11 protein-coding genes are annotated in these 21,639 nt (G+C 43.6%); 6 read left to right on the top strand and 5 right to left on the bottom strand.

What is annotated here, in order from left to right; all coding sequences use genetic code 11:
- Positions 1-86 precede the first annotated feature (86 nt).
- The 3 genes from JFC10_RS04710 to dnaE all read right to left on the bottom strand — a co-directional run bounded on the left by JFC10_RS04710 (position 87) and on the right by dnaE (position 5,327).
- Positions 87-980 carry an RNA methyltransferase gene (locus JFC10_RS04710; RefSeq protein ID WP_198331899.1) on the bottom strand — a complete coding sequence of 298 codons (894 nt, stop codon included), beginning with the start codon at positions 978-980 and terminating at the stop codon, positions 87-89.
- Positions 980-1,357 carry an Hpt domain-containing protein gene (locus JFC10_RS04705; RefSeq protein ID WP_198331898.1) on the bottom strand — a complete coding sequence of 126 codons (378 nt, stop codon included), beginning with the start codon at positions 1,355-1,357 and terminating at the stop codon, positions 980-982. The genes JFC10_RS04710 and JFC10_RS04705 overlap by 1 nt, the downstream gene beginning before the upstream one ends.
- Positions 1,358-1,601: 244 nt before the next feature.
- Positions 1,602-5,327, bottom strand: a complete 3,726-nt coding sequence (gene dnaE, locus JFC10_RS04700) for a DNA polymerase III subunit alpha (RefSeq protein WP_198331897.1) — start codon at positions 5,325-5,327, stop codon at positions 1,602-1,604.
- A gap of 351 nt (positions 5,328-5,678) precedes the next feature.
- On the opposite strand from dnaE, the gene JFC10_RS04695 reads away from it, so the two are divergent.
- Positions 5,679-6,809 carry a restriction endonuclease gene (locus JFC10_RS04695; protein WP_193012786.1) on the top strand — a complete coding sequence of 377 codons (1,131 nt, stop codon included), beginning with the start codon at positions 5,679-5,681 and terminating at the stop codon, positions 6,807-6,809.
- A gap of 105 nt (positions 6,810-6,914) precedes the next feature.
- Here JFC10_RS04695 and ggt read toward each other — a convergent pair whose 3' ends face one another.
- On the bottom strand, positions 6,915-8,783 hold the full coding sequence (gene ggt, locus JFC10_RS04690; protein WP_227686021.1) for a gamma-glutamyltransferase: 1,869 nt from the start codon (positions 8,781-8,783) through the stop codon (positions 6,915-6,917).
- A 443-nt stretch (positions 8,784-9,226) separates the two neighbouring features.
- On the opposite strand from ggt, the gene JFC10_RS04685 reads away from it, so the two are divergent.
- Both JFC10_RS04685 and JFC10_RS04680 read left to right on the top strand, forming a co-directional pair.
- Entirely contained in the window at positions 9,227-11,224 is a 1,998-nt protein-coding gene (locus tag JFC10_RS04685) for a hypothetical protein (RefSeq protein WP_198331896.1), read from the top strand.
- A gap of 55 nt (positions 11,225-11,279) precedes the next feature.
- Positions 11,280-12,905, top strand: a complete 1,626-nt coding sequence (locus JFC10_RS04680; protein WP_198331895.1) for a hypothetical protein — start codon at positions 11,280-11,282, stop codon at positions 12,903-12,905.
- 177 nt (positions 12,906-13,082) lie between these two features.
- Here the strand turns inward: JFC10_RS04680 and JFC10_RS04675 are convergent, their stop codons facing one another.
- On the bottom strand, positions 13,083-13,604 hold the full coding sequence (locus JFC10_RS04675; RefSeq protein ID WP_198331894.1) for a Spy/CpxP family protein refolding chaperone: 522 nt from the start codon (positions 13,602-13,604) through the stop codon (positions 13,083-13,085).
- 266 nt (positions 13,605-13,870) lie between these two features.
- Between JFC10_RS04675 and JFC10_RS04670 the strand changes: the two genes are divergently transcribed.
- From JFC10_RS04670 to JFC10_RS04660, 3 genes are all read left to right on the top strand, one after another.
- A complete protein-coding gene (locus tag JFC10_RS04670) occupies positions 13,871-14,575 on the top strand; it encodes a response regulator transcription factor (protein ID WP_198331893.1) in 705 nt (234 codons plus the stop codon).
- 14 nt (positions 14,576-14,589) lie between these two features.
- Entirely contained in the window at positions 14,590-16,236 is a 1,647-nt protein-coding gene (locus JFC10_RS04665) for a sensor histidine kinase (RefSeq protein WP_198331892.1), read from the top strand.
- A 421-nt stretch (positions 16,237-16,657) separates the two neighbouring features.
- Positions 16,658-21,529 (top strand): ESPR-type extended signal peptide-containing protein, encoded by a 4,872-nt coding sequence (locus tag JFC10_RS04660; protein WP_198331891.1) that lies wholly within the window; start codon positions 16,658-16,660, stop codon positions 21,527-21,529.
- Positions 21,530-21,639: the final 110 nt, after the last annotated feature.

Genomic DNA, 21,639 nt, shown 5'->3' with positions numbered 1-21,639 from the left:
GTCATATCATTTTCAAAATCATAGCATTTGCAAATGCTGCTAATGCAATAGAAACTCAATGCCTGAAACCTTGCATATTAAAAGCTTTAGTCTTTTGCAAGTTTGGCAATCAAAGCACTTAGTAGTTGATATTCTTTTTGATCAAGCTGTAGGCGTGAGCCCAGTCGTGACAGCCGCGATGGTAATGACTTCAAGTTTTCGCTATCGGCTAAACCACGTTGAACCATCAGCTCAGTCGTGCGATGCGTCAGCTGTTGCAATTGCTGTTGGGTAATGGCGGGTTCATCCCATTGCTGACGTAAATATACATCGAGCGTTGGCTGAACAGTAGTGCTCAAAGCAGTATCTAAACTATCCGCTGTCTGAGTATGCGTTTGGGCGTAAGCAAAGATAAAGCTGGCGATTACTTGCACGGCTGAAGCGACATTTAATACAGGATAAGCAGGGTTGGCATCAATTTGGATATGATAATCTGCATAAGCCAATTCCTCATTGGTCAATCCGCGATCTTCACGTCCAAACAAGATAGCGATATTTGGTTTACTAAAAGTAGCCGCCGATCGGGTATCAGCGTTGCTATCGTCTGTGCTCAATGCCGACTGTTTATCGATAAAATCAAACATAATCTGGGCAGCTTGCGTAGGTGTCACGACAGGGCGGGGCAAATGACGACTGCGACTGCTGGCAGCAAATACCAACTGGCAGTCCGCAATGGCAGATTCTAAGGTAGGTGCAATCAAGGCTGACGATAGCAGCTCACTGCCACCTGCTGCATGAGATACACTGGTTTCATCAATTGGTAGCTTAGGATCAACAACCGTCAAACGAGACAAACCCATGGTATGCATCGCACGTGCTGCTGAGCCAATATTGGCAGGCAACGTGGTGTTAACCATGACAATTTGCACACAAGATAAATAGTCGCTCACCGTATTATTGACAGTGGACGCTGCTAATATAGGGGCAGAATCGTTACTCATTACAACCCCAATCTTAGATTGATTTCTTGTTCAGCGCGTTGCAATGCGACGGCGATATCTTCAATCAGTGCCGCTTGCTCACTGATAAGACGCTCGCGGCAGCGCTCTTGTAACTGGCTGCTCAGGCCCATCAATTGGGTCGTGCCTAAGTTGGCGCTGGCACCTTTTAGCGCATGAGCAAGCTCAAAACCATTGGTGTTGTCGTCTTCTTGCTGAGCGACTCGCAGCGCACTCACTCGCTGCTGACTGTCAGTGATATACACTCGTATTAAATCAGCAAAGTCTTCTTCTAACAAATCACGCATGTCTTCAAATTGCTCATGATTAATGATTTCTTCAGCTTGGTGAGCCATATTTTTATTTGGGGTTTCATCCATGGTTTTATGTCCAATTTTAAAAGTTAAAACAGTAAAGGGTTTGTAATAAATACTTCAATATTCATTCAAGTACTAGGGCGTGTCCTCAATTCAATCGATTACTTTCTAAATGGGCTAAAAATGGCTAAATTTTGCCAAACATCGTCAAATAGCTTATTAATATCTCGATATTATTTGCGCTACTTTCCTTGTTTGACGGCAATTTATCTCATTTTTATCACCATTTTTAAAATGAGGACATGCCCTAGCTATAATGGAAATGCAAATTGTCTTCACTAACCATATTTTTTAATTGCTGTAAGTTGTCATCGTTAGGGTAGATGCGCCAATGCTCAGATAGCCCTACGTTAGCGATGCCAAATTCCTCATAAATGCTCAGTCCTAGTGGCAGGCAATTATCATTGATAGAAGCATCGGTATTGCTTAGAGCATTGTTAGCATAGCTTTGACTAGCACTATTTTGCTGAAAGGCATCTTGATTCATGTCATTTTCTAGCGCCAATAAATCATTGCCATTTTCATCATACAGACTTCCGCCCAGCGCAGCATCGTAGCCATTATTGCCATTAAAGTTGCCACTTTGCTCGTCTTGCTCGTTGTCATACGACAGTTTTGGTGCTGGAATAATACTGGCTTGTGCAGACTTGAGTAAAGGTTGCATACGCGTCAGCAGATTGATATCGCTGCCATGAATTTTGATACTGATTTTTTTCATCCATCTTAGGCGCGCATCAATCATGCTCATGGCACTATCGAGACGGGCAAATAAACGCCCATCACGCTCACGGATGCTGCCTTTGATGATGACGACTTCATCAATTTTCAACTGTTCTTTGACACGATTGAAACGCTCAGCATAGCAACTGACTTCTAGTCTTGATGTACCATCATCTAAGATAATGACATTGCGATTACCAAAGTTGGCAATATCAATAATCAATCCGGCAAAATAACAGCTACCATTATAGCCAGTATCGGCTAGCTTGTTGAGACGTGAACCAGAGGTGTAGCGTTTTAACTCATCCAAGTATTCATTGATTGGATGACCCGTCAAGTACAATCCCAACGTGTTCTTTTCCGCTTTCAGGCGGTGTTTGTCGCCCCAAATCAACTCTGGCGTCATGACCAATGGCGGCGCGGCGACGACACCATCCATTTCACCAAACAAGTCCATCATACCGATTTCACGGTTTTGGCGGTCTTGTTCAGCGGCTTGTACGGCGCTTGGTAATTGACTCATGAGTGCACCGCGAATCTCGTACGCGGTGTCCGCTGGCAAGTCAGGTCGCAAAGTAGCAGCAAAATCGTCGAAACATCCAGCGTTTATCAGTCCTTCAAGCGTGCGCTTATTAACCTTTTTAATATCTACACGGCGACAAAAGTCGTATAAATCTTTAAACGGGCCTTCACGGCGGCGCGCATCAACGATAGATTCAACCGCCCCTTCGCCAACCCCTTTAATCGCACCCAAGCCATAAATGATGTTGGTCGGCGTATCAGCGACAAAATGCCACTCACTGCGGTTCACGGATGGATTGACCACAGTTAACTCAAAATTTTCACGGCAATCATTGATAAAGAACACCACGTTATCAGTGTTGTTCATATCAGACGTCAATACCGCTGCCATAAATTCAGCAGGGTAGTACTGTTTGAGATAAGCGGTCTGATAAGCGAGCACGCCATATGCTGCAGAATGCGAGCGGTTAAAACCGTAACCCGCGAATTTTTCCATCAAGTCAAACACGCCGCCTGACGTCGCTTCATCAATACCTTGTGCAGTAGCACCTGTGACGAAAATATCGCGCTGCTTAGCCATCTCTTCAGGCTTCTTTTTACCCATGGCTCGGCGTAGCATATCTGCACCGCCCAAGCTATAGCCTGCCATCACCTGCGAGATTTGCATGACCTGTTCTTGATAGACAATAACGCCATTGGTATTTTCTAAAATCGGCTCAAGGTTAGGATGATCATAAATGACTTCCTCACGACCATGCTTACGGTCGATATACATCTCTACCATGCCAGCGTCCAGTGGGCCTGGGCGATAAAGCGCACACATGGCGATCACATCTTCGATGTTGGTCGGTTGTAGTTTTGCTAGATATTTTTTCATACCCATACTTTCTAGCTGAAAGACGGCAGTGGTCTTGGCATCTTGCAAGAGCTTGTAGGCTTTTTTATCATCTAACGGTAGGTCTTCTAACACCAACGCATCTTTGCCTTCTTTGGCACGGCGCAGGTTGATGTTTTCAACCGCAGCATTGATGACCGTTAAGTTACGTAGACCCAAAAAGTCAAACTTCACCAGACCAACTGCTTCGACATCATCTTTATCAAACTGGCTGACACGGTGACCTTCGTCATCACAATAGATGGCACTAAAATCGGTGATTTTATGCGGGGCAATTAATACACCACCCGCATGTTTACCGACGTTACGGCAGACACCTTCAAGCTTAATCGCCATTTCCCAAATTTCAATGGCATCTTCATAATCCATGTTATCGGGATTGGATATTAAATCCTTAAGCTGCGGCTCTTGCTCGAGTGCTTGACTGAGCGTAATACCAGGGGTTTTTGGAATCAATTTAGACAATTTGCTGGCAAGAAAGTAAGATTTACTCTGTACGCGCGCCACATCTCGTACCACCGCTTTTGCCGCCATAGTACCAAAGGTAATAATTTGCGAGACCGCTTCACGCCCATAAGTTTGCGCGACATAATCAATGACGCGGTCACGACCTTCAATACAAAAGTCAATATCGAAATCGGGCATGGATACCCGCTCTGGGTTTAAGAAGCGCTCAAATAATAGATCGTAATGAATAGGATCAAGGTCGGTAATATTGAGCGCATAGGCGACTAAGGATCCTGCACCAGAACCACGACCCGGTCCGACGGGTACGCCATTGGCTTTTGCCCAGCGGATAAAGTCCATTACGATTAAGAAGTAACCGGGGAAGCCCATGGATAAAATAACTTCCAGCTCGTATTCTAAGCGCTCATCATATTTTTGGCGAAAGTCGCTCCAGTTATCGCTGCGTTCCTCAACCGGAAATAGTTTGTCTAATCGATTGTTAAGACCTCGTATTGACTCTGCGCGGAAAAACGATTCAATCGTCTCACCTTCAGGCACAGGAAAGTCAGGCAATACATTGATACCAAGCGTCAAGGTCACATTACAGCGTGTTGCTAAGCGTAAAGTATTGTCAATCACCTGCGGAATATCAGCAAATAATTGCACCATTTGCGCTTGGGTTTTTAGATATTGCTCATCTGAATAGGTCTGCGGACGATTTGGATCGGCAAGTACATACGAGCCTGCGATACAAACGCGGGCTTCATGAGCATCAAAATCATCCTGCTCTAAGAAGCGCACGTCATTATGCGCAATGATAGGAATATTATGTTTGGCACCTGAGTGAATCGCAGCTTTAATAAAGGCGTCTTCACCTGAGCGATTGGTACGCTTGATAGCAAAATATAAGCGATCATCAAATTGCGCTTGCCATTCTGTCAGCAGCTCATCGGCTTTTTCTGGCATGGAGCCGACCAGTGCCTGACCAACATCTGACTTTTCAGTAAACAAGACAATCACGCCAGCCGCATGCGCTAAAATATGACTACGCTTGACGACCGGTACGCCATGATTGGCATCGTCGGCGCGCCCTTCGGTAAACCCGAGCGATACGATACGAGTAATGTTTTGATAGCCCTCGTTGTTCATCGCAAGTAGGGTGAGCCGTGTGTCTTCATTTTCCATGATGACTTCGCTGCCGATAATGGGCTTGATACCAGCACCTAGGCAGGCACGATAGAACTTCACCGTGGCATACAAGTTGGACAAATCGGTCAATGCCAGCGCGCGCTGCTGATCAGCCGACGCGGCTTTCACTAGCGGCTTGATACGCACGATAGAATCAGTGATTGAATATTCGCTGTGGATACCAAGGTGTACAAATGCCATAGAAGACTCTTACTAGTACGATCAAAAGTAACAAGCTATCGATAAAATAAAGGATGTTTATCAGTCATTTACATTGATATTCAGAGGTAAATAAGACCTCGATAGCTATGTTGATACGTTTTAAATGGGGTCGTCAATAATAGCATTATTTGCCGCAGACAGCCACTGATTCAAAGGCTTTAATCTTAGTGAGAGGATTTTTTTCTTATTCATAAAGGTGAAATTTTGCTGTGTTTTATCTCAATAGTTGGTAGCATAAACTTTTGTCCTTAAATTATTGCGAAACAAAGCCTATTTGACGCCTTCTTTTACGCAATAATGTTCATGTAATCAAACAAAGACGATAATATTATGAGTAACATTACGAAGCTGCCTGCATTTGGCGACATGTTAAATGCGGGTATACAAACCATAAAAAACTTAAGTACGCGTAATACCGTTGGTCGCACGGTATTTTATAGAGAGTTTGAAAAGTTAGCACAAATTGTCAATGATCATAAAGAAATCAATTACATGAGTAATTATGATATACGCCATGAGTGTCATAATGGCTCACCTTGCTATGATGACATCGTCGATTTAATTTTATTGTGCTTATCCGCGATGGGGCTGGTCAAGGAAGACAAGTTCAGCTTAGTACCCAATTTAAATCAGAATTTTGCTAACTTTATTACTTTTGATGAAAAAGTAACACCCAAAAATATCATACGTTTAGACCCGTTTGGCAAAGTCTATTTTTGGTTAGCAGGAAACAATTTTACTCAATATATTAACGATGGCATTCCAAATAGTGATTATATTGCTAATTTGACCCGTTTTGATAATAAAGCATTTGCTGATCTACAAAAAGTCAATCTTGCGGCTTATGGTAAAAATGGTGATGCACTTATTAATCATTTGATAGAGGAAACTCAGCGTCGAACCTCTATATTTATGAATAATTATGCAGATGCTACTGTTGGTAATGATTTTGTCAAAGTAACGCCTGATATGATTATGGCACAGCTTGAAAGCTTGTCACCTTTACAGTTTGAATGGTTTTGTCTAAAACTGATTGAACGCTCTTTAGAGATTGAAAGTCCTGAAAGTAATTTAACCTCGCGTCATACTGGACGCTCGAATGACAATGGCATTGATGGGCTGATTATTCAGGATTTCCCCGATGGCGAGGTGCATAACTATTATATTCAAGCCAAATTATATAGTACTGGTAATAATATATCTAATGGCGACTTGAGAAACTTTATCGGTGCTTATCCACCACAAAAAACCAATCACCATGGCTTGTTTATTACCACGACGAGCTTTACCAAGCCTGCGCAAGAATATGCCAATGCAACGGATTCGCACAGTCTGATACTCATTGATCAAATGAATCTCATAGAGCTTATGATGCAACATAAGGTGGGTCTAAAAGAGGTCAATGCCAGACCAAAATTATTACTAGACAATGACTTCTTTGATAAGATCAAGTTGTATTGATTGGGTGAAATGGTTTTTATTATAAGGATGATATAACAAGCATTCTCTATATCATTATGATGTAGAGAATGCTTGTTATAGTGATTTAGCAAAAATACTCGTCACTCAATACCCAACCACCGCCGCATCAACGATACGCGGATCAGACGAGCCGTAAACGCCATTTGGTGTCAGCATAATTGATTGTGTAGAGCCCATCGCTGATTTTGGACTGACTGTATGACCCATTGACTCAAGCTTTTTAACCGTATCAATATTCAGTGCTTTCTCAACTCGAATCTCATCAGGTAGCCATTGATCGTGAATACGCGGAGCATGTGTTGCCTCAGCGATATTCATATCATGATCGATGACGTTCGAGATGATTTGGGTGACGGTAGTGATGATACGGCTACCACCGGGACTGCCAGTAACGATATAAGGTTTGCTGTCTTTAAAGACCAGCGTCGGACTCATAGAGGATAGCGGGCGTTTATTGGCTTCAACGGCATTTGCTTCACCGCCTAATAATCCGTAACCGTTAGGCACACCAGGCTTAGCAGAAAAATCATCCATTTCGTTATTTAACAAGATCCCTGTGCCGTCAGCCACGAGACCAGTGCCATAAGAGAAGTTCAACGTATAGGTGTTGGCTATGGCATTGCCGTCTTTATCAATGATAGAGAAATGCGTGGTTTGGTCGCTTTCATAAGGGAGCGGGTTGTTGGCTTTGATAGTAGCTGCTGGCGTGGCCTTATTCGGATCAATTAACGTGCGCAGTTTATCTGCATAAGCTTGTGACGTTAAGCCGCTGGCAGGTACGTCAATAAAATCCGAATCACCTAGGTACTCAGCTCGATCTGCATAAGCCAGTTGCATCGCTTCTGCCATTAAATGAATGGTTTGTGCGCTGTTTTGACCGTAGTCTTTGAGTGGATAACCTTCTAAAATATTCAAAATCTGGACGATATGAATACCACCAGAAGACGGCGGCGGCATAGAGACAATCTCATAGCCACGGTAGTCGCCTTTGACTGGCTCGCGCGCGATGGCTTCATAATTGGCTAAATCCTGTAAGCTCATGCTACCGCCCGCTTCATTGACAGCCTTGACCAACTTACTAGCGGTTACCCCTTTATAAAAGCCATCGGTGCCTTGCGCGGCGATTAGTTTGAGCGAGCGCGCAAGCTCTGGTTGTTTTAAACGCTCACCGGGTTGATAGGCGCTGCCGTCAGGTTTGAAGAATATCTTTTTGGTACTTGGCCATTTTTGTAAACGATCGCTTAACGCTTCTAGTGACTCAGACAGACCTGCAGTCACTTCTATACCGTTCTCAGCCAGTGCAATCGCAGGTGCCATCACTTGTCCGCGACTCATGGTCCCATGATCTTCTAATGCTTTAAGTAATCCTGCGACTGTTCCTGGTACGCCGACTGCTAAACCATGATAACGAGACAAGTCGCTGACCGCATTGCCATTCTCATCGAGATACATATCACGCGAGGCGCTACTCGGCGCTTTTTCACGATAATCGAGGGCCACTGTTTTGCCTTGCTTGGCATCATAAATCATCATAAAACCACCACCACCAATATTCCCAGCACGCGGTAAGGTCACTGCTAAGGCAAAACCAACAGCGACGCCAGCATCAACTGCATTACCACCGTCTTTTAAAATCTTGAGCCCAATATCAGAGGCGAGGGCCTCTTGGGTGGCGACCATGCCGTTCTTTGCCCAAACCGGATGATGAATCGCATCTTCAGAGTAGATGGCTTGATCACTATTGGCAGTGGTTGGTGTGGTTTTGAGGGTATTGGTTTTGGCTCGTGTAATGCGTTTGGTTTCAGACAACACAGTAGGATTATCAGCCATAATTGCGAGATTGATGGCGCTGGTGTTAATTGACGTTTGGTTGATGGTAGGTGATTTATCGATTGTCGGTTCAACAGCATGAGCAGATATAGACAGCAGTAATGTGCTGCTAATCATTAGCATGGTTGATTTTAGCGTTGTTGTTAAGATGGTTTTATCATGAGGCCGATGATAATGAGCGATGTCGTTATGCAATTGGGAAGCGGGTTTTAGCATCGTAAAGTCCTTTTTACATGAGTGGAAAGGGTAAATTTATAAGCATTGGAGTTTATAAGCATTGTAAAGTGATAAATACTCCCGAATAGTAACGAAAATAACCAGTGGTAGAAAGTTGTTTATTCCCTTTTATGATATGAGGTTTGATACAGCCTAGCAGTCTCGTTGATGCCTTTATACAGATATTTACCTATAGCAGAGTTGCTACTGCAAACAAGTCTTTATTTATCAGTGAAGATTTCCTTCAAAAAAACATGCGCTAACATTACTAAATTGTAACGTCTTGTGATATAAATAACGCTACTAATGTACACTAATTATAGACTGGCTATTTATACAAAGAGATTACTATGTCATCAAACCATACTAATAACCATCATCGACAGCGCTATTCTGAAATGACGAGTCATAATTCGTCTATCAATAATAACGATCATGTATATCAGACAGGTAAATTGACTGCTATCATCTTGTTGGCTAGTAGTACGTCTCTGGCGCTTTTGGGCTGTCAATCAAGCCCCGCTGTATCATCGCCCGCTGTATCAAAAAGCATGATGGATTTTAGTACCGCCGATAGTGTACAAAGCCAAGCCCAAGGTCGTGCATTTAATGCCAGCCTCACTGCCAAATCTGAACGTTATCAGCAATTATTTGACCAAGAAAAATATCCTAATACGGGCAATCAAGCCAAATCACATTTACTGGCGGCTATTCGTCAGCACCTTGCGACAGAGCATGTGGCGGTCGCACAAGCTAATTATCAAACCGTACCTTTTATTGATCCAGATAGCATCGATGCAGGCTCTAGTAGCTTACTTAGAACGATTATAGAAGCTTATGCTTATGAGCCTGAAGATTTAGACAGCGACTATTCAGATAGTGATTATTTAGATAGTGCTTACAGCGAAAGCGGATCGAATGCTAATGACGACAGTGATGACGATTCCGAGCTAGCTGAAGCTGGTGATGCGATAGCTGTAGACGAGGCGGTTATTGTTGAAGACAGTGCATATGGCTCTGCGGCTGAGAGTGATTATGAACAAGAGGGCTATACTGCTGATAATTACGATGAATATGGTTATGACACAGAGAATTATGATGATAGCAATTACAACGATAGGAATGGCGGCATTCTCTCAGGGGTCTCCAACCTAAAGCCCAAAACTCTGTTAAAAAACTATGAAGCCATGCAAATGGCCAAACCACAATCAGAGGCTGTAGCACAAGAAAGCCAACCAGCATCATCTACGGGCGTCATTGGTCAAATGCTGAGTATGCTGCATCGCACGCCTGAACAGATAGCGGCGTCAAATGCTTATCAATATCAAAATTTAACGTTTAATAGTGTCAGTCAGTACAAACCCAAACAACGACAACTACAGAGCGTCTACAGCTATGATTATGTGACGCCGACGATTAGCTCATCCGTACAGATACCGTTAGCGTTTGATTTTAATAACAGCAGCATCACGGTAGACCCATCGGCAATCATGCCTATCGTGGCGCTTATTAATCCTGAAAACACCCCTTTACCTAACCAAATGACCTCACATACCGTCAGTTTTGGGTTGCCAGAGAGTATTGCCGTGCAGCTACCGCCAGCAGTGCTTTATGATGCCGCTATTTCTGCCATACAGAGCAGCATGGCAGAGCTTGCGCCTGAGCACTTTAGCGCGGTAGATATTCGTCATGATGCCTTTGCCAAAGAAGTCGGGGCGAGTCGTGCGGTAAAAGTATATTTTGGCAGCCAGCAAAGCGGTGAGATGATCGGTAAAACCCTAAAATACATGACAAAGTCGCTACAGGATTATGTCGATGCCAATCCACAGAAATATCCTGATGGCGCGATGCTAAAAACCGCGCTTGCGAAAGTGCAGCTATACAACAAAGGCTACCAAAGTGCAGATGTGGGCGCGCTATTGCAGCTTATCGAGGCCATCGGTCCGATCTCTTTCAATCAGATAAATTACTATTATTTAGACAGCTCAGATCGCCTGCTTGCCAAGCAGCAGCGGGTAAATATTGGCGGCGACTTGATGGGCTCTACCACGACTATGCTAAATCAAGTACGTTATGATAAAAGCAGCTTTAATAACCATGCGCTAACGCCTTTATTGACCGAGTCTTTTGGTACAAATGCTAAAGCTGCTATCGATGGTAACGCGTGGATGGCAGAGCAACGCCAACAAAAAGACAGACTGCAAGCGGCACGTTATGCGCGTTACGACTATCAGGATGGCAGTTTAGAGAATGATTACAGCAGTGACGAATATGAGAGTAGTCATAGCAAAGACGCTGTTGATGAGAGCCGTTTTGGCGATGCTAATGCTAATGATAATGAAAAATAGAGACTAAATAGCATTATCTTGTCCCATTTCAGCTCACATCTATTAAGGATAAAAAATGAAAAAAGTACATAAAATCATTGCAAGTCGTCTTTCGTCAGCGAGCCTTGCGTCAGTTCTTAATGGCAATCGCCTATTTACTGGTGCATTAGTCACAGGGGCACTATTGTTAACGGGTTGCCAATCTACCAGTCTTGACCAATCTAACGCGATGACTGCCAAGCAAACGCCAGCGGCAGCAAAGGCAGCATTGGTGACGGCGTTACAAAAGCAGCGCCGCCAGTCTTTTAGTTACCATAGCAATCTTGAGATTAGTAACGAGCAGAAATTTAGCAATATAAATACTAAAATAGGTGCCAAAGCGCCAGTCGCCTCAGGCTATATCGATGAATACTGCGAAGACACACATGATCAAGCATATGCTGCCTTAATTGCCCAAGCAGAAGCGCAAAGTAAAGACATTTTGGCGATAGATTATGATGCTCAGCGAACAGCGCTGAAAGACCGCTACCTTGAGTGTACAGATGCGTATGAGGCGTGGGTAGAGAGCAACTATGATAGTGATATCATCGTACCAGCGTCTTACCAACAGTTATTTGACAATTACGATGACCGAGCGACAGTGCAAGATGTCAAAAAAGCACAGCTGTTAGATGCTTATATGCTAAAGCCGTTGTCTATCAATGCACAAGGCATTTATCAGCCAATGGCTGGCAAGGCGACCATGCTAGCGAGCGCGCAGTATCAAGCGCGTAATCATCAAAGCAGTATCAATCAGCCTATTTATCTGGATTTTAAAAACGGTAATATTTATCTGTGGGCAGATAATTTTGCGATGTTTAATTCAGAGCTATTAGACGATAAGCTCGGCACAAAGTGGCGCAACAAGTGGTTAAAGTTAGCCATTGATGATGGCACCTTACCCAAAGGCTTTGGTAGTGAATTGATAAAAAGCCACTTTGCGGCACTAGATGCCACATTTGATGCCGCACCTATTAGCCAGTTTGATTATGTCGCCCCTAATGCGCTAGCCTCGCTCTCTCCCAAGTTACCCGCGCATCAGCTACCAGCAATGCTAGCAAGTAACCAAGTCATTCGCCGTGTACAAAGTGCTGAGAGTTATGAGCAGTTTTATCAAGATTATATGCGCATCGTTTACGAGCGGATTAGTCAGAGATATCCAGAACTGGTCAAAGAAAGCGAGCCTTACGAGGTAGGCAACACAAATGCTGATAAATTTACCAGTAAAGCGTTAGTACAGCAAATGTTGGTAATGATAAAGAGTGACATGAATGGTGGCAGTGAGACAACAGAGGAAACGATAGCAGAGATAAAAGAAGATGCAATGCTAGCGAATGCAGAGACGCAAGAGTTATATGGATTTGATAAGCGTGGTCAGCTCAAATGGCAGCATCTGCGTAGTGAGATTCCGAGCAAAACCGCCTCTAATAAGAACATGGTCATAGATGTTCTGCAGCAGTATTCCGCTATAAGCGCTAAAGACATGGCATTTCCTAATTTACCAAGTGATGTGCAAGTGCCTAATGCCAGTAATAGTATTGATATGCGAGAGTATGGTAGCGAGTTGATGCAGTATTATCGCGATGGCAATGGTACGGCGATGGGCAAAATGATGTTTAGTGTCATACCAATGACTAAAGAGAAGTTTGGGGTGATTGAATAAAGGCTGACTTAAGGCTGATTAATCGTAGGTAAGTTTAGTTAGTCTTTATTGAAATTGAAAACTAAAAAGCGCACCGTTTATACGATGCGCTTTTTTATATTGTCATATTAACTCTTATAAGACATTAAATATTAATACAAGTCTCTGTATTGATAAAAGCTTATATGCTTTAACTTACTACATGCCTTGGCGTTGTTTGCCATGCATTTTACCGTGCTCTGAGCCTTTATGACCTTTCGCCATTTTTTCGGCTTGTAATTTGGCAAGTTTTGCACGTTGCTCAGCGGTCAATACTTGAGAAATAGCGTGTTGAGTTTGTACGCGCTCCACGAAGCGCTGCTTGGTTTTAGCTGCTTGCTGATCAGCTAAGCGATTGACTGCAGCTGTGTTTAGAGTACTGGCATTGGTCAATGCTTGCATTTGTTGATGCATTTGCGCCCGTTCTGCTTTGTTTTTTGTACGGTCAGCTTTACGGTCACCGTGTTGTGCTTGCATGATGGCCTTGATTTGCGCTTGTTGCGTCGCCGTTAGATCTAGCTGTGACATTGGACCTCTCATGCCGCCTTTTTTCATGCCATCTTTATGCTGCATTTTGCTGGTCGTTGGTGTGGTATCAGTGGTCGCATTAACACTGGTACAAGCCGTTACGGTGAAAATGCTAGACATTGCTAATACTGAGCCCATTAATAATTTTTTCATCATCATTACCTTAATTTATAGTGCATACGCTATTGGTTGCGAAAAAGTCAGTTTTTATCTGATCAGCCTATGAATGGTGAGTGTCCCGGATAGCCACTATCCATCATTGCTTATCATCAGTATTTGTCGCTGATAGACGCTATATTACGACAGTTAAAGGTTACGAACATTTATGAAGTATTAAGAAAGGTAACGTTTATAGCGAATCGATAAGCAATTGACTGATAATATGGCTAATAAAGCGATCTAACGCTCAAGGAGAAAATATGCCACACATATTACTAGGCGATGATGACGAAGAATTGACCCAGTTGTTACAAGAATATTTGCATAATCATGGCGTGACATGCGACTGCGTTCACGATGGTGAAGCTGTCATACAGAAACTAAAAACCGCAAGTAATAATATGCTTAATGGTGCTTCTGCTTCTGCTTATGATTTGCTGGTGTTAGATATTATGATGCCAAAAACAGATGGATTGAGTGTCTTGCGTCAATTGCCCAATATCAGTGATATCCCTGTCATCATGCTGACGGCAAAAGGGGAGGAGATTGACCGTATCATTGGGCTGGAGCTGGGTGCTGATGATTATATTACCAAACCTTGCAATCCTCGAGAGCTGCTGGCACGTATCAATGCAGTCATCAAGCGTACCAATGCGGCGGCATCAGAGCATACGCCGCTACCAGACAGTCGTTTGCATCTGGATCAAAACCAACGGCTTTGTCAGATAGATGGCATAGAGCTACAAGTCACTGGCACAGAATTTGATTTATTGGTTGCGCTATTAAAACAAAAAGGTGAGGTGGTGAGCAAAGCATGGCTGTCAGAGCATGTATTGCAGCGTGAATTACAGCCGTTCGATCGTAGCCTTGATGTGCATGTCTCACGATTGCGCAAAAAACTCCAACCTTTCCACGATGAGCCTATCAAGGCGGTTCGTGGTAAAGGCTATCAGCTGGTGTTGTAATGACGGACTCATCGATGAATACTGCTAAAAAAGCCCCTAAGAGAGAACCTAATAAAGCGCTTGAGCAAGCACCTAAATTTAAAGTGCGAATCACGATATTTTGGCGGTTGTTTCTAAGTCTATTATTAACGATCCTCATCACCTCTATCTTATCTATCATGGTGGAGCGCTGGCTGGTCGAAAAAGCACTAACCGCTCGTATGGATGTGCAAATTGATAGTTTGTTGGTTAAGCGCCAAGAGATGATTGAGGCGCTACAAGTGGGTGATTTAACCACTGTCAGGGAGATGTATCGTCAAGATCGGCGGCTTATGAGTCAGATCAGAGTCTATGATGAGCAAGGTGCGATTATATTTCCGCGTTATCGTGATAGAGATGAGCGTAGGCAAGACCCTATAGAGGGCGATCGACAGGTAATGGGGCATTTACCAATGCCACCAATGCAGTCAATGCCTAATCCTAATAATGAAAAGCCTGATAATCAAATGTCTGGTAGTCATGAGGATAGAATATCGGATAATGAGCCGTCGCTTTTAAATTATATCCTGTCACCGATGACCCCGAATCGCGGGCAGGTAGCTGATCCTGATAGTCGTCCTGAACTGGCGGACATGACGGTCGTCTTACCAGATGAGCAGGCTGTGATCATACAGTTGCGTCCGCATCTACGGTTTTCAGACGTCGTGGCGCTGCAACGTGGCAATTTTCCCATACGTTTACTGTTGATTATTATTTTTAGCGTCTTGGTTTGTATTTGGCTGAGTCGCACATTGACCCAGCGTATTCGCCGTGTGCAAAACACCGTACATCGTATGATTGGTGGCGATTATCAAGCCCATCCAAATTTATCAAACATGGGAGATGATGAATTGGGTTTGCTTGCTAAAGATGTGGCCAAACTCTCAACACGTCTGGCTGAGAGTGAGCTGGCACGTAAACAGATGTTAAGTGATATCTCGCACGAGCTACGATCACCATTGGCGCGTCTTGATGTTGCGACTGAGCTGACTCGAGACTTTGCGCCGAATGCCAGTCGTTATCTTGACCGTATCGATAAAGAGTCGGCGCGGATGAATGAGTTGATTGAGCAAATAATCCATATTCAATCTCTACAAATGCAGCAATATACGATCGATAATATAGAAAACGAAACAGTTGATATCTCTGACATTATCAGTGAAATTGGACAAGACGTTTGCTTTGAGTTTCAACATAAAAACGTGCGCTGGCAATGGCAACCGAGTCATACACTCGTGACAGATCCTGCCTCAACCACTCCTTGGACTGTACTAGGTAATCAAGAGCAGTTGCATAGTGCGCTTGAAAATGTCATTCGCAATGCCTTTATGCATACTGCCTCTGATTCAACAGTGATTGCTGAGATTAAAGAAGTGGAGATGGAGGATAAGAAAACCGCAATTCAAATCAGCATAATGGATGAGGGCGGCGGCGTCGCAGATAAAGATGTAGAGCGTATTTTTCAGCCCTTTGTACGACTTGATTCAGCCCGCCATCGCGAAACGGGTGGATATGGCTTGGGTTTGGCCATCGTCCATGCGGTGGTAATGGCGCACAAGGGTCAGATCCATGTCTACAATCGCCAAGATGGTATTCAAGGGTTGGTTGTGCAAATCACTTTGCCCATTGGATCTAAGCGCTGATAAGAGATGGCCTAGACAGTGAACATACGCTTAAAATATCTCTAAAATGTATATATAAGCGTATGTTTTATTAATTTTCATAACAGATAATTTAAAAAAAGTAAGGATATTTAATACAAACAAGTAGCGAATGCTGACAATATATTCATTTTTTGTTATATAATTGTATGAGCGGTATTGAATGTCAGATGAACGGCATTGTCTCTCTCTATATATTCGGTAATACTAATATATAGAGAGAGCGATTAAGGCTTTTCAAGATAAAAAATGTTATTTCTTGGTTAACAAGATGAACGATATATAAAAGAACATTTGATTATTGTGAGCCTATAACGAGTTTTATTTTGTGATATCAACTCTCTGCAAGATGGATATTATCTCTGATTTTTAAATCTGACCAGTCTGTAAGGGAGTACACATTATGAATCGCATCTATAAAGTAATATGGAATGAAGCCCTGAATTGTTTTACCGCAGTTGGCGAGTATGCAAAGGGGCGCGGCAAATCTTCCAAATCTAGCGTGAGCGCAAACGCGACCATCAATACTACTCCTAACCTTTCTTCTACCCAATTTTTCCGCTTATCCACGATAGCAATAGGGCTGCTGGCTGCTGGTTTCGGCATACAGGCGAATGCTATAGGCACAGAGAATCACCATGATGGTGACTATAGTCACAACCACGGTAGTCAAGGGGTTCATACCCATACTTCGGGTAACAATAGTCACAACAATAATTCTGATCACGATAATCCTGAAGGTTCAATAACACTCAACTTCGAAGGTGATAATGCGACAACTATCACACGCAGTAATGGCGAGACACTTAATATTTTAGGGGGTGCAACTGGACCGCTAACGACTGGTAATATCGGGGTATTCGGTATAGGTGATACTTTAACCGTCCAATTAGCTGAAAGCATCGATCTTGGTGCTAATGGCAGCCTTAAAACGGGTGATACTTTGATCGATAACTCTGGGGTTAAGATCGTGGCGATCAATGCAGCCAATAACATTACACTTAGTAGTAACGGTCTTAATAATGGTAATAATAAAATAATCAATGTAGATAACGGCGATGTAACGGCAATGAGTAAAGATGCGGTGAATGGTTCGCAGTTATATAGATTGGCAAATGTAGTCAAGGACAATAAAACCAAGTATTACAGCGTGGACTCAACCGCTATCGGTAATGCTAATAACGACGGGGCGACAGGTTATAACGCCATGGCGATGGGCGGAAATGCAAAAGCAACGGGCAGCCAAACCATTGCGATTGGTAGCTCAGAATTTGGGCAACAGACGATGGCAAGTGGTGAGCAATCTATTGCTATCGGCGCTAATGTAGTGTCTAGAGGGGCATCCTCTATCGCAATAGGCGGTGATGACCTAAATTTTGCATCGAAAACTAATATCGATGGTAGTCCGCTGTCGCCATTAAATGGAGGCACAGTTAACGAGGCATTCAAATCCTATGTAGGTAAAGATCTGGTAGAAACCAATCAATATGATGTCAATACCGAAGCTGGAGGTGCTGCCTCGATAGCCATTGGGGCAAAGTCGTTGTCTAAGGGGGATCTATCTACAGCCGTTGGTATTCATTCCAACACATCGGGAACTGCTTCGTCAGCGTTTGGTGTTGGCGCATCAGCGAGTAAAGATGGTTCAGTCTCTCTCGGTGCAGGCTCAACAACAGCAACAAATGCTAGCTCAGAAAAGACGATGACCGTTGGTGGCGTGGTATATGATATCGCCGGTAATGTCATCGATGATAAGGGTATGCTACGAGAGGGTGCGCAAGTATCCGTGGGCGTAGTAGGATCTGAGCGCCAGATCAAAAATGTCGCTGGTGGAGCTGTCACTGCGGCCAGTACAGACGCGGTGAATGGTAGTCAGTTGTACGCGACCAATGAAGCGGTAGGAAGTAATACCACTACCATTAACAAAGGGTTTGGGTTAAAAGCCGCTGATGGTAATACGGTACAAAAACCATTGGGACAAGCCGTTGAGGTAGTTGGCTCCAACAGCAACATCGATACCCGAGTAAATAATGGCAAAATCGAAGTTGAGCTCAATGACAATTTAAACCTAGGTACAACAGGCAGCGTTAGCACCGGTAACTTGCTAAATGGCACGACGGTCAATGGTCTAGGCGTTGTCACTGGCGGAGTGCTTACTGGCGTAACTACGGTTAGTGGTACAGGTGTCACGGTAACGGGTGGAAGCATACTTAATCCTACCAATGCCACGCTAACCAGTAATGGTCTGACCATTTTAAATGGTCCAAGCATCACGAAGAGCGGAGTCAATGCAGGTAATAAGAAGGTTATTAATGTGGATGATGGTGCAGTCAGCCTAAATAGTAAAGACGCTATCAATGGCGGTCAGTTGTTCCAGACCAATCAACAAGTAACCAGCAATACTAGCAATATTTCAACCAATACGACCAATATTGGTACCAACGCTGATAATATCGCTAAAGGCATCAATTTTAATGTAAACGACGCAAGCAGCGGCGGTACCCTCAAAAAAACCTTCGCCTTGGGTGAAGAAATTAAGTTTGATACGGATAGTAATTTAACCACCACAGCGCTTAGTAGTGCTGATGGCATTGCCCTCGGTCTGTCTCCAACTTTAACTGGCCTCACTAGTGCAGATTTTGGTGGTGTTAGTATCTCTACTACTGGTATCAATGCCAACGACACCCAGATCATGGGAGTAAAAAGCGGTGGTAATACAGTAACCAATGCAGCAAACATCGGTGATGTACGGATGGCAGCTGCAGGAGCGAGAACCAAAGTGCTCAAAGGTACAAATGTTACCAGTGTTGATTTTTCAACTGATAGCGATACTGGACAGGATGTCTATACTATCAATGCTAATGGTTCAACTGCTTCGGCAGGGTCGAGCGCTGTCACGGTCAAAGCGGGTGATAAAAACATTGATACCAATATCACCGACTATCAAGTTGATCTAAGCGAAGGTAGCAAGGCAAGCTTGGTCAAAGCAGATAGTGCGATGCAAACGGTAGTGACACAAATCAATGGTGCAGAAGTCAAAACTCTGGATAAAGACAATAATACAGCCAACTTTATTAACGGAGATAATATTGTCTTAACCGCTGACAGTGGCAGTATTAAAGTTGCTACTGCTGCCGACTTAGTCTCAACCAGCTTGACCACAGGAACTACAGTCGTCAACAATGATGGTGTCACATTCACGGGTGGTGCCAATCAAACGGTCAGACTCAGTAATGGTGGCTTGGATAATGGTGGCAATCAAATTACCAATGTCGCTGATGGGTCACTAGACAATGATGCAGTAAACTTTGGTCAACTAAGAGCCACAACCACGACGATAGATAAAGGTCTCGACTTCAATGGTGACATGGGTACTACCGTCAATCGTAAGCTTGGTGATAAGCTAACGGTCAAAGGTGGTGCGACAGTGGTAGGCGACTTGTCAAATGGGAACAACGTTGGCGTCGTTGCTGACGGTACCAGCACATTGACCGTGAAACTTGCGAAAGATTTAACTGGTCTTAACAGTGCAAATTTTGGTAGCGGTGTCAGCATCTCAGCCAATGGTCTAAACAACGGCGGTAATAAAATTACTAACGTTGCAGAAGCTACCACTGGTAAGGATGCAGTAAACTTCGATCAATTGTCAGCAACCAATAGTATAGTGGCCAAAGGCATCAAAATCGGTGATGGCAATAGTGTCAACGACCAGCAGTTTGCCTTAGGTGATACCATCAACGTTACTGGTGATAGCAATATTACGACGATGGCCTCGGCAACAGGTGTTCAGGTGAAACTGAATAACCAGTTGAACTTAGGCAATGAGGGTAGCATGCAGATTGGTAATAGCATTATGAATAGTAATGGCTTTACTTTTATGGACAGTGGTTCTGGTAGAACAGTCATACTTAGCAACCGTGGTCTCAATAATGGTGGTAACGTTATCTCTAATGTTGGCGCAGGTATACTGGATACTGATGCAGTAAACTTAGGGCAATTAACAGCAGCGACTTCTGGTTCGAATGAAGGTTGGGGAATAACAGCTCAAGGTGACACGGCTACTTTAGTGAATCCAGGAAGTGCCGTTGATTTTAACAGCAGCGATGGCAATATTAGAGTGTCTAGATCAGCAGACAATAATGTTAGCCCTGGGCTACGTGCTGCTGCGCCATCAGCCGGTGCTCATGACATTAGCTTTGACTTAAACCCAGATCTGAATGTGGACAGCATAACAGCGGGTGACACCATTATTAATAGTAATGGTCTGACTATTGCAGGCGGACCTAGTGTCACCAAAGCGGGTATCAATGCTGCTGACACTAAGATTACAAACGTTGCGAATGGCGCTGTCTCTGTAGGTAGCAAAGATGCCATCAACGGTGGTCAGCTCTATGCACAAGGCAGTGGCATCAGTAGTATCATTGGCGGTGAGACAGTCTACAATCCTGTAGATGGCACCTTTACCAATAGTAATATTGGTGGTACCGGTCAAAATAGTATCGATGGTGCGATTGCTTCTATTAAGCAAGGAGAAATCGTTATCAATGAAAACATCCAAACCAACACCACCAATATTCAAACCAATACCACAAACATTGCCACGAATAAGACAAACATCGACACCAACACCACCAATATCAAAGTGAACAAGGATAAAATAGATGCAGGTCTCAATTTTGGTGCTGATAGCGGTGCTACCATCAATAAACCAGTAGGCGATGGCAGTGTCCTTAACTTCACAGGTGGCAATAACATCACCACCACAGCAGCAGGCAGTAGTATTAAGTTTGATCTAAACGGTAACATTAGTATAGATAGCGTCAAGACTGGCAATACGACAGTCAATAATAATGGCGTTAGCATCGTCGGTGGTCCTAGTATGACTGCAAGCGGTATCAACGCCGCTGGCAACAAGATCACTGATGTGGCTGACGGTATGGCACCCAGAGATGCTGTCAATTTCGGTCAATTAAGTGCACTTGATAAAAGACTGGATGACAATATGAACCAATTGGGTTATAAAATTGGTGAAGTCGAAGACGATGCAAATGCTGGTATCTCAGCCGCCATGGCAATGTCTTCATTACCGCAAGCTTATATCGCCGGTAAATCCTTAATCGGTGGCGGTATAGGAACGTACAATGGGGAAAGTGCGGTCGCTATTGGCTTCTCGAAGTTATCTAATGATGGTCGTTGGGTCATTAAGGTAAATGGCACCGCTGATACCCAAGGTAATGCAGGTGGCTCGATTGGTGCAGGCTTCCATTTTGACTAAAAAAACCAAGTCTAATATCAAGTAAAGTGATTCGTTAATTACAAAGTTAGTCATAAAAAAGCAAGGCATTAGATGTCTTGCTTTTTTATGACTTGAAAATGAAGACATTT

Origin of the sequence: Psychrobacter aquimaris, assembly GCF_016107525.1 — a bacterium.
Lineage (GTDB): Bacteria > Pseudomonadota > Gammaproteobacteria > Pseudomonadales > Moraxellaceae > Psychrobacter > Psychrobacter aquimaris.
Note: the sequence above shows the minus strand (reverse complement) of the source record. Positions and strands in the feature narration are given on the sequence as shown.

What these genes read in the sequence shown, in the direction of transcription:
- JFC10_RS04710 (WP_198331899.1), bottom strand. Translation starts at nt 980, where the DNA reads ATGAGTAACGATTCTGCCCCTATATTAGCAGCGTCCACTGTCAATAAT.
- JFC10_RS04705 (WP_198331898.1), bottom strand. Translation starts at nt 1,357, where the DNA reads ATGGATGAAACCCCAAATAAAAATATGGCTCACCAAGCTGAAGAAATC.
- dnaE (WP_198331897.1), bottom strand. Translation starts at nt 5,327, where the DNA reads ATGGCATTTGTACACCTTGGTATCCACAGCGAATATTCAATCACTGAT.
- JFC10_RS04695 (WP_193012786.1), top strand. Translation starts at nt 5,679, where the DNA reads ATGAGTAACATTACGAAGCTGCCTGCATTTGGCGACATGTTAAATGCG.
- ggt (WP_227686021.1), bottom strand. Translation starts at nt 8,783, where the DNA reads ATGCTAATGATTAGCAGCACATTACTGCTGTCTATATCTGCTCATGCT.
- JFC10_RS04685 (WP_198331896.1), top strand. Translation starts at nt 9,227, where the DNA reads ATGTCATCAAACCATACTAATAACCATCATCGACAGCGCTATTCTGAA.
- JFC10_RS04680 (WP_198331895.1), top strand. Translation starts at nt 11,280, where the DNA reads ATGAAAAAAGTACATAAAATCATTGCAAGTCGTCTTTCGTCAGCGAGC.
- JFC10_RS04675 (WP_198331894.1), bottom strand. Translation starts at nt 13,604, where the DNA reads ATGAAAAAATTATTAATGGGCTCAGTATTAGCAATGTCTAGCATTTTC.
- JFC10_RS04670 (WP_198331893.1), top strand. Translation starts at nt 13,871, where the DNA reads ATGCCACACATATTACTAGGCGATGATGACGAAGAATTGACCCAGTTG.
- JFC10_RS04665 (WP_198331892.1), top strand. Translation starts at nt 14,590, where the DNA reads ATGAATACTGCTAAAAAAGCCCCTAAGAGAGAACCTAATAAAGCGCTT.
- JFC10_RS04660 (WP_198331891.1), top strand. Translation starts at nt 16,658, where the DNA reads ATGAATCGCATCTATAAAGTAATATGGAATGAAGCCCTGAATTGTTTT.